Here is a 16,015-nt window from a genome sequence, read left to right as displayed (position 1 = left end):
GCGGTTTTTTATTCGTCTTATAACCGGGCATGCCATAAGCAATTTGTTCTTCCGCATCGGGAGCAAGCTTCTTTACCAGCTCTCTTATTTTGAGTAAAATTTCCTGAACTTCATCGGGGAAATTTTGAATGTATTTATCTATCTCTGTCGTCATTTGTTATTATATTTGAAATTACCTATTTTGTCTGATATTTATTGTTTTACATTACAAATATATACCATACCAGTGATAAAATTATGTCAGCAATTATTTTCATTGGGGAGAGAGCCTATCTTTACAAATATTTGCTCAAAATACGTATTCCATTTTCCAAGTTAGCTTCTGAAAGAGAAGCATATCCGATTCGCAAACCTGGGATTGTTTTGTCATAGCTAAATCTATCCGGAGTGTAAAAGCTGATTAGTTCGGAATTTACTTTTTCCTTTAATTGGAATAAGTCGATATTCCTGATTGGTTTTAGCCAAAATGCAAGTCCTCCGTCAGGTTTATTATAAATTATTTTGCCTTCCATATAACGATCTAACAAATCTGCAAAGAAATCCCTCTTCGCTTGGTAATGAGCTAACATGCGCTTCTGGTGTCTGCGAATATCACCGGAAATTATCAAGTCTAAAATAGACTGCTCCATAATTGCATCACCTTGAAGATCTACCATTTTACGAAGTTTCCCTATCTGAAGGATAAACTTCGGATTGCTTGCTATATAGCCCACTCTAATCGCAGGAGCAATTAATTTACTTAGTGTGCCAATATAAACGTAGTTACGAATACCCTCGAATGAAGAAATTGGCATAACAGGGCGTTGGATGAAATGATATTCATTGTCATAATCATCCTCAATGATAGTAAATCCATATTTATTAGATAGTTCGATCAGTTGAAGTCTTCTTGCTAAACTTAAGGTCACAGTAGTCGGATATTGATGATGTGGTGTCAGATAAATAGCTTTTACTCTTTTCTTTTTAGCTATAGCTTCAATCAAATCAATATTAATACCATCTTCATCAACATTAACGGGTATTAATTTGGCTCCTACATGTTCGAATGTACACCAAGCAGGTCGATACCCTGGATTTTCAACGAGTACAATATCTCCTTTTTCGAGTAAACAATGAGCTGTAAGAAACAATGCCATCTGGCTTCCACGTGTAATACACACATCTGCTACAGAAGTTTGCATACCTCTGTTTTGATTGAGCATACCGGATATTGTTTCTCGGAATTTCTCATCTCCAAATTCGCTTGCAATATTCATAATTTGCCAATGAGCTTTACGGCTAAAAATACGCCGATATGCCCTGGCTAATTCTTTCATGGGAGTGTAGGTAGCGTCAGGTAGGCCGTCATCGAAAAAGATTAAATCGTTTCTGAATATCTCACTTGGTTGGGTTGTATATTTCTTCTTTTGGACTGCTTGGGATATCTGTATTTTATCTGATACATAAGTTTTCTTTCTCTCTTCCGAAATCAACCATCCTTCATTAATCAGAATATCAAATGCCAGAACAACTGTATTCCGGTTAACTGACAATTCCGTTGCCATATGCCGGGTGCTCGGCATTGTTTCACCTGCCTTTAGTACACCCTTTTTAATGGACTCTATTATCAAGTCGGCAATCTGGATGTAAATAGCTTTACTGCCCGATCTATCCAATTTGGACTGTAACAGTTTTATGTTCATTCTTCTGGACTATTTAACTATATCTATTCTGGACCATAAAAATAGTCCAATTTGTTCATATTTTTGTGCAGAATCAAATTAAAGAATATGCAAGGAAGAATGAAAAGACATCAATTGTCAAAAGAAGAAATTACAGAGGTGCTCTTAAATACAGAAGTAGGACGTATAGCCACATTAAATGAAGATGGATATCCTTATATCGTTCCTGTACATTTTGTCATTTACGAAGAGAAAATCTATATACATGGTTTGATTAAAGGACAGAAGATTTCAAATTTACTCCGAGATAATAAAGTGTGTTTCGAAGTAGATGAAATGGGTGCGATTATCCCTGATAACGAAAATGTATGTGATACAAATACAGCTTTCAGAAGTGTTATCATGCATGGGACAGCAAGTATGATAGATGATATAGGTCTTAAAAAGGATATTCTACAAACAATAGTTAATAAATATACACCACAGCTATCCCATTTGACTTTCCCCGAAAAAATGATGAAAGCAACGGGAATTATTGAAATACAAATAGAAGCATGTACCGGAAAATACTATAGATAATTTATGAGATGGAATCATAATACAATCCTTTTATATCTTATTGCAAATTTGCTGATAGTCAACAGTTAATGTAAGATTGACTGTTTATAAGTTTCCATCCGGATTCTTTCTATGTTGCTGGGAATAATGGAATTCTAGTCCCTAACAGATGTCTCTTTACATAGCTACGGGATAATGCGATATATGCCTTAGATGCAAGCATATGAAGCGTTTAAGTATCTATACAAGAAATTTTGTGTATATTTGGTCTTAAATCGTTTTACATTCGGTTTTGGCAATTATATTATTCAAATATTTTAATAAAAACATAAATTATTGAAAGTATGGAAGCTTTATACACAGCAATTGCAACTACCGTAGGAGGTAGAAGTGGGCACGTTAAGTCTTCGGACGGAGTTATTAATATGGAAATACGACCTCCTAAAGAAATGGGTGGTCCTGATGCCTCGTATGTCAATCCGGAATTGTTATTTGCTGCGGGTTATTCAGCCTGCTTTGGTAGTGCCATTAGTCATGTTGCCTTAGAAAGAAATTTACGAGTACGTCCGGAAGTTACAGCCAAGGTGAGTATAGGTAACAAAGATGGAGGTGGTTATCAATTGGCAGTAGAGATGGATGTAAAATTTCCGGAAAGTGTTAGCTTGCAAGATGCTCAAACATTAGTAGAAGAAGCACACCAAATATGCCCTTATTCTAATGCTACCAGAAATAACATAGAGGTGAAGTTAAATGTAGTAAGGTAATATGATTATAATTCTATGAGGCTATTTAAATGCTATTCGATTACAATATCAGGGGTATTTTCACAGAATATTGAGTCTCATTTTTTTACATTAAAAGGAGCACCTTTTGGTGTCGAAAACACATAAAATAAAAGCTATAATATTTTTAAAATATTAAATTTAAACAGATTCTTGGTTCATGGACATATTTTTTGTTATGTTTGAATAGGAGAACAAAATAGGCCTTTTCATCTTCGTCCTGAAATTTGTCCGTTTAGAAAAAGGCTACCTCTTGACCACCCCCGGCTTACGTTTTCTTTTCTTCAGGCAAATTCAGCGTCCAACTGGCCTCTCCGTTATTGGCATTTAGGTACTGTAATATAAAAACAGCATCTTTAGCTATAGTCGGACGGTACTTTTCATTACAACATCACTGTCATCATAACAAACGACTTTCGGATCAAAGTATAGTCTGTCCGGTATTAGGTCTATAAAGATATGATTTTGGAGTCTTTTGGAAAAAGCCGCTTTATACACGGGGCTCTTTCGTTTATTATAAATATTCCACTTCGTCCATTGGCGTAATCTTTTTCCCATTCCTGGTAGAGGCAGGTCTTCCGGTCCTCCGTTATTAATTTTTATAAACGGCTTTTATCAATTGTATCGGCTGATCTTTGAAATCTGTTGATTTTTTGGTAAAAACAAAATAGTTCTTCTCAGTCGTATTCGACAACAATGTGCTTTTTATTTCGTCCATTCCAATAGTCATTCGAAGAGGTCTCTTCGAACTATCAACGATCGTTATCGGAGAAGTATATTCTATAGAAGAAGGACAGACTTAGGCACATAAGCTGTTTTACAAGAAAAACACTCTAATGTATCTTCCTACTTTTCTAACGGCAAAACAGGGATAAAGAACAATGAAAAATATCTACGATTCTGTTTCAGTTGATAACTTCTTGAAACATTACAGCGTAGACAATGAAAAGAGCCTAATTTAATTATCTTGCTTATTTTGTCATATTATTTTCTATCCTATTAACAGAAAAAGAATCTGAAACAACAGTTATTGCTATTATTATCAAATTCGGATTTGATAAATAACTTCACTCCAATATTCAGATAGAGCAAAGAAGCTATCCTTTCTCCTGATGTCATATTATTGACATTTAGTTTTTACTCAGAATTATTTTTCTCCTGATTCATTAATTGCCAGATGCGTTTTTGCCATTGGAGGATGGCAAATAGCTCATCGTTACTGTTGTCTGTTTTTTCTATATACTCCCTGATGGTTGGTGCTTGGGGATATTTGTTTTTTATAATATCGTCTATCAGATATCCATACAACCCTTTAGGGCTTTCACTAAACAGGAATCCTTGAAACATTAGATTAATATAGTCGGGGTTTTCGTAAATATAAGTTTTATAGTTCCGATATGCTGTTGATTTCATGTAATCTTCGGAACGGCTACTTAAACTTGGTTTCTGCAACTCTTCCCTCAGTGCTTCTTCAAGATTTTTATATTCAACAGTATCCGGTCCTCCATACCAGTAATGGTCAAGCGGGTTCGTTACTATATCTTTCAACTCAGATGCCTCCCAGTAATCCATTTCCATAATAATGGAATCTATTTCATTTTTAGAAAAAGAATAAGACAAAGGATCCCTGTCCCAATCTGGGAATAAATCACTAATGGAATCCATCTTTTCTTGAAGGATCTTATAAAACAACTTTTTTATATCATAGGCAGGATTTGATATGGAAAAATGACCGCTTTCCAATCGCATGTTTATCTGCGGGCAGGTAACTACCTCGTTATCATAAACAAAACCTATTCGCTTGCCAATGGATTTTTCCGTAGCATCACCCCACTTGATTAGCTTGTGTTTGCTTATTTTCCCTTCTATTGTGTAAAAAGGTTGACCGGATATTTCGCCTGAATCTAATTTTAGGGCCACAAAGTCTTTTACAGCAACAATAGGCTCAATAGAAACACTGTCTTTTCTATTGTCAAGGATGTGATACCAGCCATTTTCTCTTCTTTTATTTTGTCCTTGGCTACACGAAGAGAACAATAAAGTATTCAGCAAAATTGCTCCTAGTAGTATTCCAAAGTAGTTCTTTTTCATAAGCATTCTTTTTATCTCACAAAATTACAATCAAAATATTACTTAACCCGTGTTGTATAAATATCACAGATAGGGTAAGCTGTTCATTGTCAGATGGGGGATTGCGTTTCTTTGAGTTTGGTAATCAGCTAAATAGATGAACAGCTTCACTCAAAATTACAGAAAAATATTAGAAACGCTATTATAAATTGAAGGTGAAATGAATTTCCGGGATCAAAAAAGCAAGCCAAAACCTTCAGATATTGAGATAATTGTTGTTGCCTTGACTTCTGAGTTTTAGGTATTGATTCAAAGAGAGTTGTTTAGCAGGTTATATATTGACTTATTATATAGATAAACTTTGCATTATTTTACAAATCAGGTTCCATTTTGTTTACAGCGAACGTAAAATAAATTCTTTGTTGTCGGATTTACTTTTCTTGTTTGAGATGAATTGGTAGAATACAAGTAACGACTATAGGCATTACCCTGATTATCTCCTGTGGAACCTCCATGAAAATAAGAAGCTGTCCAGTATAAACCAGTTTTATTTGTTTCGGCATAATCTCCGAATACCAGAGATACATTAAACCCGCCATCCGGTGCACTAAGAGATTTTCCGATAGCAGTATTGTTTACGATTGTTCCGTCGGATTGAAGAATACAACTGTTGAACATAGCTAATGCATGTCCATAATTAGAGTTTGAGGACCCTCTTGAAACCTGAGTTTCTGTTGTATTCCAGCTCGTTTGCCAAGCTGAAGGGTTGAAATCATTTCTATCAGACGAAGTGTAAGAGCTATACGCTTGTGCATTGTTATAAATTTCCTGTTCTAATTTGTTCCATTCCGCATCGCTTGGAACATGCCAACCGTTTGGACATATGCCCTGACCACCAACATTCAGTTGCTGCGAATCACCGTCCCCTTCATTTAAATTAGTGATGTTGATAGGGGAATTTCTTCCGGTGGCAGCCACCCATGTATATCTCAACCCCAGTTGAGGATAAGAGTTATAAGCGTCTTGACTATAGTTAGGGTATGCAATGCGGGATTCGCCATTGCCTAGACTGTTTGCCTGGGGTTCACTACTAACAGGTATAAGATTTAAGGTTACAGCTGGGGTAAAATCGGTATCATATGCTTGAGCTCTCATGTTGTCTAACATCCAAACACCGGCATCGCCAAACGACCTGTAACGATATTCCTGCCCATCTCTGGTATCGACAAAAACAGAAACGTTTGGGGCTAGCTTTGAGTCTGAAACTGGTTGCCACATACTCCCATTCCATATATAGACTCCGGCATCTTTTCCATAAAGATTTATGCAACTATTTGTATTGTAAACCATCAAACCTATATGGCTGGCATTTTCATCCGTTCTTTGATTATCTATATTCTCTAAATAATCAGGATCGCCTTCAAACATCGGATAAAGGTTGGTAAGACTTGTCAGATTTACGAGTGGCAGTAACAAACCTTTACTTGAATTAGATCCGGCTTGATCATCTTCTTTTAAGTCAAGTAGAGCTCCACCAACGGGGGGGATATCAGAGCCGATCGTTACTTGCGCCAGCGATAGCCCGGTATTTGCCGCAAGCATAAAGAAACTAGCCAGTATTTTTGTAATAGTTTTTTTGAATATATTCATTTCAGTTTGTATTATTTTTTTAGGTATCAAACTTAGATATCGAGTTGAATGTAAAAGATATATCAATTAGAGCAAAGCTAATTATTTTTAGTTTTTATTATTTACATATTATTAACATTGAATAAAAGTAAGATTTAGAAAGATAATCGATTGGTATATAAGGATGCTTGCTTGTCCTCAAGATACTATCTGAGTGTGAATAAAGAATGTCTATTCAGAATTATTATTCCAAATTTTCTTATCTTTATTACAAACGTAAGTTGCTCGTTAAAGTATCGTTAACTCTTAGTTATGCAAAGCTAAAATTTAGAACGCTTACTTAAAAGATGAGCAAGACCGAATGCTTACAGTATTTTGCTTGTTTGTTCTATATAATCAATTACCTAAGAAATGCTCCATTATTTATATCTATACAAACCCCATTAATATATTCTGGGCTTACGGTTGATAGCCAGAAAATTGTTTCTGCTATTTCGATTGGTTTAGCGAACCTTTTGGATATGACACTTTCCAATATCTTTTTTTGCCTTTCTTCTAGAATGTTATTCTTCATATCGGTTTCAACAATTCCTGCTGCAACAGCATTAACTAAAATGCCTTTAGACCCTAATAAAAGAGCAAATGATTTTGTTGCATTAATCAAACCAGCTTTAGTTATCCCATACCAAATATCTGGATGTCCTATATGACCAGCGATTGACGTATTATTCACAATCCGTCCTTTTCCTTTTTTTTGCATCCCTTCTGAAACACATGTCATTAGTTCTATTGGAGCTTCTAAATTGATTTTGATAATATTGTTTTTTTTATCGTTTGGGTAATGGTTATATTTACATGTATTCATTATTCCAGCATTATTAACTAATATATCAATGTCACCTATTTTAGAGATTAATTCAGGTATTTCTCTAATATTCTCCAAATTAAACTCAATTCCAAAACAATTTTCTAAATTTTTAATTAAAGACATATCTCTGGCTATTACAGTAACTTTATAGCCATTCTTAAAAAAAAGTTTAGTCGTTTCTAATCCAATTCCTTTATTTCCTCCTGTAATCAATACATGTTCCATGGATTAATAATGCCAATAAGATAAAAAGAAATATATGGTTCATATTAGACTAATCTTCACATAAAATCAGTCCTATAGAAAGATTGTCATCCTCTGTCTGTTTCTTCTATTTTGAAATAATGCAGACAGAGTGTCATTTGTCTTGCACTAACATAAATTGACACATCAACTTTGATATCTATCAAAACATGATATTTCAATATCTAGTAGCAGAACTCCAAGTCAATACAATAATGACTTTCAGTAATTCAGTCTCAAATTTAGCTAAATAAATCCGAATTAAACCACCAGAAAATATTCCTTAAGCTTAAGAAACCTGTTTAAATTTTCTATTTTAGAAATACTATTGCTTAAATCTTATGTGTTTTCAACTCTGAATGGTACTTTTTTATGCAATAAAAGAGTCACTTTCCTTAATAAAAACTCTCCTAATATTGTTCCAGAATGAAATTTAAACAGGCTATAAGTTTTTTATATTCTTTTAGGTATACTTCAAAAGATATATTCTATCGCTATTGCTCAATCAAATTGTAGCATTACTTAGGGGAGGCATTGCATATGTCCAATAAATTATGAGTAAGATAAGGTTTCTTCCCAGATATAAGAAATATTTTTGGTAGATTAAGACATCTTCTCAGCATCAAAGAAAAATTTCCACTGTTCATAGGCAATCTTTCCCATTTGCATAGCACTTTGAGCATTCATTTTGAATTTTATATTTCTTCGGTAAGATTTAACAGTCTCGGGAGTAAGGTTCATCCTCTCGGCAGCCTCTTCGTTTGTTAGTCCATTTAGCAAGAACCCTAGTAACTCCAATTCTCTTTTGGTTAGCCTGATAGGAATCTCACTTTTAGTATTTAGGATTGAACTGGTATCGTCGCATATAAAAGTTTCTCCATTCATCACTGCCTCAATAGCTTCTATAATTTCTTCCGAGTAAGCACTTTTTAGTATATAACCAGATATGCCACTATCAATCAAATATTTCACGACCGAATACTCATCATGTGTAGTCAATGCTATAATCTTCATATCAGGATATTTATCTTTCATTTCGATAAAAAATTCGACTCCATTACCGTCTGGCATTTCGATGTCAAGGAGAAGAATGTCGGGTCGTTCAACAGCTAGTTGTTTTCTACAATCGGATAATCGATATGAAACTCCACAAACCGTTGCTATCCCCGATTTAGTGATAACATCATTGAATCCTTCTACAACCATCCTATGATCGTCTGTTATGTGTACTTTTATCATGGTCGTTCAATTTCTATTGTAATCTCTGTTCCATTTTCGGAAGAAGATATGTACATCTTTCCACTAAAAGTAGCTATCCGTGTACGGATATTTTCAAGACCCGATCCTGTTGTAACTGATGTCGGATCAAAACCTATTCCATTATCATAAACTGACAGCGATATAAGATTATCATCTACTAATAATTGTACATCTATTTTAGTTGCATCTGCATATTTCACGGCATTATTGATCAACTCGTAGGTACAGCGATACAAGCTTACTTCAAGGCGTTCGTCTAAGCGCCTGTCTTTCCCTTGATATTGAAAAGTAACTCCTGGAATAGCCTGACAAAAGTCTGATAACGACGTTTTTAATCCTGTTTTCATTAATGATGCAGGCATCATATGATGTGCAATTCTACGTAGTTCTTTGTTTGATTCTTCTAATATATCTGAAACTTTTTCATAATATTCTTCATCTTCTTTAGTCAAAGAAGTTTTATCGATTTCATTCAGATTCAACTTTAAAACGGATAACAAGCCACCTAAACCATCATGTAGGTCGCGGGCAAGTCGAGAACGTTCGGCAGTTTCTCCATCCAAGAGGGCTTGTGTCGCTACTAATTGCTTTTCCTGTTCCAGTTGTTTTATTTTCTGCTTATTCAACCGATTACGATAGAAGAATAATCCGCTACCTAAAATTACTGCAACTACTCCCAAAATACCCAGCCATGTGTATAATTGCTTTTCTTGTTCTAATGAGGTAATGCGTAGTTCCTTTTTTTCGGTTTCATATTTAACTTCCTGCATTGAAATTTCCCTACGAAGATTTTCACTATTCTGTTCATCCTTCTTTTTGATATATTTTAATGTATATTGATATGCGTCTTCTTTATTCCCTAAAAAAATATTATTTGTAGCTAGGTTTAAGAAAATATTTAGCCCCATATCCAAGTTTGTAGAATCCACTTCCAACGCTTTTAAGGCTGCGTCAATAGACTTCTGATACTGTTCTTGTTCACGATAAACATTAGATAAATTTACCAACATGCCGGAAATAAATCTTTTTGATTTCATTTCCTCGGCAATGCGTAGAGCTTCAATACCACATTCTTCAGCTTTCTTGAGGTCTTTTGGCTCCTTTAAGTAATATAATTTGGTAAGCATATTTAAAGTTGCTGCTTCGTAGAGCTTATTATTATGATTCTTACTTAGTTCTAATGATTTAATACCGTATTGCAGAGCCGTATCGTACTCATCTCCACCTGCATAGGTCATGCAGAGTCCATAATAGGTTTTTATTTTCCCAAAATTATCATTTATATTTTCTGCTATTTGCTCTGCTCTATGAAAATATTCTTTCGCCTTATCTAAAGAAGTTATAGAATAATATATATTCCCTATGTTGCCCAATATCTTTACCAATTGCTCTTTTTGATTTCCAAGCTGCTCTGCTATAGATATTGCTTTAAATAAATTATCTAATGCTGCTTCATTTTCGCTTCTATTGCCATAATATGATCCTAAAGATATATATGCAGCTAATTCGCTTGTTTTATCATTATTTTCCACACTTATTGCAAGGGCTTCTCTATAAGAATCCAAAGCGAGAGAGTCCTTTCCCAACGTGTCATATATTGTTCCGTGCCATTCCTTAAAAATTCCTATTTGCTCTTTGTTTTTTTCTCTTTTTGCGATAGATAAACCCTTGTCAGCATAGAATAGAGCTTTGTCTATATCATTGCTATACATTGCATTACATAATTCTTCACAGATAATCATTTTCTCATATGGGGGCAATGACTCTGTTTCTAAAAGATTTATCAACGAGTCTACATTAAGCCGTTGAGCGTGCATAGAACTAACAGCTAAACTTATAAATAAAAGGACGGATATAATCTTTTTCATAGCTTGTTCTTTTTAAGGGTGTTAATGTGCTATCTAATTTAGACAAAATTTTTGTTAAATCTACAACCTTTATCCTACAAAAGATATCCCATTTTTGGGGTAATAGAATAAAGAACACAGAAAAAAGGAGGTAGTCCCAAAAGTGGGATGTTATAACATTTTTTTACATCTTACCTTTGTCCATTATAATTATTTAAGATTGTCGAATTTAAACTTATACTCAAATGAAAACTAAAAACTTGATTTTATTGATAATTACTTTTGTCGCTCTTGGATTTGTTTCGTGTAGTAGTGATGATGACAAAGAAAGAAACTCTGAGGGTTTGGAAGGCACATGGAAGGCTGTTTATTCGCAAGGTTATTATATGGAAAATGGCGTGAAAGTAGAAGAATGGGACGGCGAGGTGGATGATGACGATGTAATAGTATTTAAGTCCAATGGGAAAATGAGGTTTGAAATTGGTGATGAGTTAATTGAAGATGATTACACTTATAAAAATGGAAAAATCTCCTTAGAAAATTATTATATCGTTTTCAATGTATTGAAGCATACTGATACAGACCTCATTCTGGAATTAAAACTAGAGATAGATGGAGATGTTATATATGAAAAACAAACACTCAAGCGTATCAGTTAAATATAACGCTTTCAATTTGGTTGGTGTAAGACCGAAAAAAATAAAGCAAAATCCGTATGAAATAAATAACTAAATAATCTTGCAATATGAAAACACTTAAAACGATTCTTCTGATAGCAATTTCCATTATAGCTATTAACATAAATGCACAAGAAAAGAAAACAACTTTTGGATTAAAAGTCGGTTTAAATGTCTCTAATTTTGGTTCAACAGACGATAAAGAATTCACTGATATCAAATCCAAAACTGGTTTCCATGCTGGCTTTACATTAGACCATGCTATTACTGACAAGTGGTATTTATTAACAGGACTAGAGTATACGGTCAAAGGAACAAAGATTGATCCCGGTGCAATCTATAACGATGTGAATGTAACAGCAGCATATATCCAACTGCCTCTTTCTGCAGGATTTAAGATTCGCCCAACAGATCAGATTGCGATCCTATTTAACCTAGGACCTTATTTTGCTTATGGATTACATGGGAAAATAGACGGAGGCGGGAAAAAAGCAGACACATTTAGCGATTCGTTTGCGAAGAATTTTGATTGTGGAATCACTCTTGGAGCTGCACTCGAATGGCAGAAGCTCTGTCTTAAACTAGGGGGAGACGCAGGACTAGTGAATATTATGCAAAAAGGATATACAAAAGCTCACATGAATAATTTTGCTCTCTCGCTAGGTTATAAGTTCTGATTTGCACAGACAATAATGGTAACTAGTGAAGGTAAAAAAGGAAATAAGAAAGATAAAACAAGTAGATAGTCATTTGGCTCTAGTACTTGGCGTTAAATTTTAAAAACATAAGAACATGAAAAATAAGCTTTCTACACTTTTGGCTGTACTAATTGGAATAACAACACTATTTCTTTTCGGATGTACTAGCTTGTATAAAAAACCAACAATGTATCTTAATTATCCGACTGAAAACGGTATCATTAAGAGTCAACCTCAGCTATCATCTATTGTTATCGCTATGCCGGGCTACGAGCTTATGATAGATAGTGTTCTCATCTTTGATACAAAAGGTAAGAGTACAGGTCAGGTACAAATAATTAATGAAGGAAAATCAGTTCGTGTCATAGACATTCTACCCGGAAAGCATAAGTTGACTGTCAAATATGACAATCAGTCTACTCGGACAAGAAGACCGTTGGAAGCCGAATTCGACTTTCAGGCTGGAGAAATATATTTGTTACAACTGGAACTGATGGATATGGCACAACGAATAATGTCGTTCAGAAAACCAAAATCGTATGGATTGGATGGCATTAGTCTAGAGCCGCTTCCTGATAAATATAAACAAGTAATCATCGATTTCAGAAATCAGCAAAAATAAAGTTTATCTATAATTAATACTGATATGACAACAAAATCGGCTAACCCCAATATAAAAAAAGGATACGCAATATTAAACATCGTAATTGGTGTAATATTGCTTATCTCTGGTATCATGTTAATAATAAACGAACCTGACATTATCTTGGCAGGATTTGGAACTTTTTCTGTAGGTTTAATAATATTTATCATAGGATCGTATAGCCTAAATATATCATCAAAAGCAAAAAACAATGAGAATATAGTTATTTCTCCGGGACTAAAATTGGCGAATATAATATGCTTTATAATTTCATGCCTGATTCTTCTCTTTGTTTTAACACTTGCTGTTATATTAAGTCTTTAAGCAATGTTTCGCTTAATGTGTCGAAAATAAGAAGTTTGATACCTATATGGTGGACAAAGGTGAACTTTAGCAGGAGATTGTGAAAAAATACAATCTTGCCGATTATAAGTTTGAGAAATTAGTTCTATGAGTGTTTGGAGATTTTATATTCAATAATTTGTACGATGCCTTTTTCGATGTTAATAAACTTCGGTGAGCTGGATTTCAAGAAATGAACCTGGATTCGTTTGACTCTTTCAGGAAAGTTTTTGAACAGATGAAAGCAAACCGTATTATTCCTTATTGATTATTATTCAATTATAAACCCTCTGTTCAGATAAATTTATTTGATATAAAAGCATTACCTTCGCAGAAAATATAATAAAGTAAATCATGTCGAACATACGCTGTTCAATCGCACGTACTTTTAGAATACGTGCATAGTCTATACTGAGAAACCTATCTCAGTTTTCTTATAACTCTCGTTTTACCTCTGAGAGTGAATGTTCTATTATTATTTATTAATCAAGATTATGATTCAGATTTTCAATCTGGATCCATAACCTATTATAGGAAAACAAGTATGGACTTTAATAAAAAACGTTTATTATATCTTATTGTGCTCTTTCTACTTTTTGTTCTTAACATATCAGGGCAAACAATTAACCTTTCAGGAAGAGTATTAAGCCAAAAATCGCAAGTCCCTATCGAATTTGCGAACATTACCTTATCAAAGCAAGATTCTGTTTTGTTAGATGGGACTATAACTGACTCTATCGGATATTTTGAATTCAAAAACTTAGCTTCAGATGATTATATCCTTTCAGCATCCTGTTTGGGTTTTGAGACAAAGAATATTTTGATTCAGAATCTTGCGGAGTCTGCAAAGTTGAAGCCCGATCCAGTCAGATGTAGCAGTGCTCCTTTATAATTGTGCTGTTCCATCTATTTTTAATTTTATTTGTTATTGATGAAACAAAGGTAGATAGGACATCAGCGTCATACTTTGTTCAAACGTCCGAAGTTGCTTTGTTTAAAAAGCCAATAGCTAAGAGGTGTCTAAGTCGAATCATTTCTGACCTCTTTGACGTTTTTTCTTCTTTTTCAATTTGTTGGCAAAATGGAAAAAACGGAGAAAATAAGGATTATTTTATATCTTTACATCAAGTAAGCCGCTCTTTAACGTTGTGAAAAAGAAAGATAAAAACAGAAGCTCGCTCGTTACCAGATCGTTACCTTTCAAGAAAAATAGAATTTTAAGTTATTCATTTTTAGATGAATACACGAAATACTATGTCTTGCTACGTGGGTTGTGAGATGTTTATGAATATTACATAAGCTTGCGATTTCCTTTAAATTTTTATTCATACCTTGATTACTATATAATGGTAATAGCTTATTTTCACTTACCCCTTTATATTTTTTGAGAATTGATAAAGGAATACTAAGCAGTGGTATATTTGCTTGAATATTTGATTTTTGCCTATTTAGTTGTAGCCACTTTTGTCCCAGATTATCAAGAATGATGTTATCCTCCGTCAAATTTGAAACGTCTATATAAGAAACTCCTGTGAAACATTGAAAAATAAAAATATCCCGGACCTCTTCTAGTTCTTTCTTTGAGAATTTTCCATTCAATAATTTCTGAATTTCGTAATCAAGTAAATATTCTTTGTTTACAGCTTGATATTTCAACTTATAATCGTCAAATGGATTACAAGTTATATACTTGTTTTTTAATGCGATTTCGATAATCTGTTTTAGATAACGCAAATGCTTAACACACGAGTTATGACCACAATTACGGACAGATTTCAGAAAAATTTCATAATCTAATATAAACATGAAATCCACATCTTTTATAGCAATATCAGACTGTTTATATTTCTGATATATGAACTCTGAGATTCTTTTCCTTGTAGCTAAATATTTTGAATAGGTTGAATGACAAATAGATTTAGACACAAGTTTTTCTTTCTGAGCTATTCTAATATCATATAATGATAGCAGTGTATATTTTTGAATATCTACACCTAGATAGGCATCTTTAAGCCTTTGAGCTGTTACATATCCATCTTTTTCAAGGAGTTCGAAATAAAGGAGATTCAATTTTTCTTTTATTTTGTCCAATTTATTATTGATAGTTAAAGCCTCTTTTGTTCTCCCTTCCAGTTTTCCGATTGGATTCCAAAGTTCCGGATTGATTCGTAAGGTTGTATTAAACTCGACAGCTTTTTTACAAATCGTTATGCGTGCAGATATGCTTGTTAAGCCGTCTAAAGGCAAGTTCTTCCTTCGAGTAATAAAAAGAATTCGGTAAGTATTCTTCATCTTGTTTTTGTAAATAAAGAATGGCAATACTAAGACTGCCATAAATATGATTATCAATTAAATTATTTTGTTTACAAAGCTAATGATTGATAAAATGTATATGTAAAGTTTACGGATAATCACCTAAACTTAAGTTGAGCTGTATAAATGAGTAGATGGGAAATATTAATTAATTTTCACACACTATATAATATTATAGTCTTGCGTATTATCTTTACATCTATGGAAATCTATGATTTACGAGATAATTATAAAAACCTCTATGTGTCAGGTGATATTCACGGAGAAATAAGAACTTTGGTATATAATCTAAAAAGATTGGATATCAAGGATTCAGTCGTTATTGTCGCCGGAGATTGCGGAATTGGCTTTGAGAAAATTGGTCACTACGAAAACACATATCATAGAATTAAAAACAGCTTGGAAAATCAAAATTGTATTATCC

At 33.7% G+C, this 16,015-nt stretch carries 15 protein-coding genes and 1 pseudogene; 8 read left to right on the top strand and 8 right to left on the bottom strand.

Annotated features, from left to right (window positions below):
• The coding region (locus JGH11_RS20610; protein WP_201113038.1) for a DUF1801 domain-containing protein at window positions 1-154 on the bottom strand (154 nt) is incomplete at its 3' end.
• A gap of 121 nt (window positions 155-275) precedes the next feature.
• Window positions 276-1,682, bottom strand: coding sequence for a PLP-dependent aminotransferase family protein (locus JGH11_RS14610; protein WP_201113036.1), 1,407 nt, complete (start codon window positions 1,680-1,682; stop codon window positions 276-278).
• A gap of 99 nt (window positions 1,683-1,781) precedes the next feature.
• Here JGH11_RS14610 and JGH11_RS14605 point away from each other — a divergent pair, with 99 nt between their 5' ends.
• Entirely contained in the window at window positions 1,782-2,240 is a 459-nt protein-coding gene (locus JGH11_RS14605) for a pyridoxamine 5'-phosphate oxidase family protein (RefSeq protein ID WP_236264005.1), read from the top strand.
• A gap of 323 nt (window positions 2,241-2,563) precedes the next feature.
• Window positions 2,564-2,983, top strand: coding sequence for an organic hydroperoxide resistance protein (locus tag JGH11_RS14600; protein ID WP_236264004.1), 420 nt, complete (start codon window positions 2,564-2,566; stop codon window positions 2,981-2,983).
• A 1,155-nt stretch (window positions 2,984-4,138) separates the two neighbouring features.
• Here the strand turns inward: JGH11_RS14600 and JGH11_RS14585 are convergent.
• The 5 genes from JGH11_RS14585 to JGH11_RS14565 form a co-directional block, all read right to left on the bottom strand.
• A complete protein-coding gene (locus tag JGH11_RS14585; RefSeq protein WP_201113029.1) occupies window positions 4,139-5,092 on the bottom strand; it encodes a hypothetical protein in 954 nt (317 codons plus the stop codon).
• A 357-nt stretch (window positions 5,093-5,449) separates the two neighbouring features.
• Window positions 5,450-6,721 carry an FISUMP domain-containing protein gene (locus JGH11_RS14580; RefSeq protein WP_201113028.1) on the bottom strand — a complete coding sequence of 424 codons (1,272 nt, stop codon included), beginning with the start codon at window positions 6,719-6,721 and terminating at the stop codon, window positions 5,450-5,452.
• A gap of 379 nt (window positions 6,722-7,100) precedes the next feature.
• Window positions 7,101-7,793 carry an SDR family oxidoreductase gene (locus JGH11_RS14575; protein ID WP_201113027.1) on the bottom strand — a complete coding sequence of 231 codons (693 nt, stop codon included), beginning with the start codon at window positions 7,791-7,793 and terminating at the stop codon, window positions 7,101-7,103.
• A gap of 621 nt (window positions 7,794-8,414) precedes the next feature.
• On the bottom strand, window positions 8,415-9,050 hold the full coding sequence (locus tag JGH11_RS14570; protein WP_201113026.1) for a response regulator transcription factor: 636 nt from the start codon (window positions 9,048-9,050) through the stop codon (window positions 8,415-8,417).
• A complete protein-coding gene (locus tag JGH11_RS14565; protein WP_201113025.1) occupies window positions 9,047-10,939 on the bottom strand; it encodes an ATP-binding protein in 1,893 nt (630 codons plus the stop codon). Before JGH11_RS14565 ends, JGH11_RS14570 begins: the two co-directional genes overlap by 4 nt.
• Window positions 10,940-11,163: 224 nt before the next feature.
• Here JGH11_RS14565 and JGH11_RS14560 point away from each other — a divergent pair, with 224 nt between their 5' ends.
• From JGH11_RS14560 to JGH11_RS14540, 5 genes are all read left to right on the top strand, one after another.
• A complete protein-coding gene (locus JGH11_RS14560; RefSeq protein ID WP_201113024.1) occupies window positions 11,164-11,577 on the top strand; it encodes a hypothetical protein in 414 nt (137 codons plus the stop codon).
• Window positions 11,578-11,663: 86 nt separating this feature from the next.
• Complete coding sequence (locus tag JGH11_RS14555) at window positions 11,664-12,272, top strand: porin family protein (protein WP_201113022.1); 609 nt, start codon at window positions 11,664-11,666, stop codon at window positions 12,270-12,272.
• A 115-nt stretch (window positions 12,273-12,387) separates the two neighbouring features.
• A complete protein-coding gene (locus JGH11_RS14550; protein ID WP_201113020.1) occupies window positions 12,388-12,915 on the top strand; it encodes a hypothetical protein in 528 nt (175 codons plus the stop codon).
• Window positions 12,916-12,939: 24 nt separating this feature from the next.
• Entirely contained in the window at window positions 12,940-13,260 is a 321-nt protein-coding gene (locus JGH11_RS14545) for a hypothetical protein (protein WP_201113018.1), read from the top strand.
• A gap of 562 nt (window positions 13,261-13,822) precedes the next feature.
• Window positions 13,823-14,170, top strand: coding sequence for a carboxypeptidase regulatory-like domain-containing protein (locus JGH11_RS14540; protein WP_201113016.1), 348 nt, complete (start codon window positions 13,823-13,825; stop codon window positions 14,168-14,170).
• A 308-nt stretch (window positions 14,171-14,478) separates the two neighbouring features.
• Here the strand turns inward: JGH11_RS14540 and JGH11_RS14535 are convergent, their stop codons facing one another.
• Window positions 14,479-15,612: a site-specific integrase gene (locus tag JGH11_RS14535; RefSeq protein ID WP_236264003.1), complete on the bottom strand. Its 1,134-nt coding sequence runs from the start codon at window positions 15,610-15,612 to the stop codon at window positions 14,479-14,481.
• A gap of 105 nt (window positions 15,613-15,717) precedes the next feature.
• Between JGH11_RS14535 and JGH11_RS20265 the strand changes: the two are divergent.
• A pseudogene (locus JGH11_RS20265) lies at window positions 15,718-16,015 on the top strand (hypothetical protein); the annotation flags it as partial.

The sequence above is a fragment of the Dysgonomonas sp. Marseille-P4677 genome, from assembly GCF_016652235.1.
GTDB lineage: Bacteria > Bacteroidota > Bacteroidia > Bacteroidales > Dysgonomonadaceae > Dysgonomonas.
The sequence above is the reverse complement of the archived record's forward strand: the minus strand, read 5'-3'. Positions and strand labels throughout refer to the sequence as shown.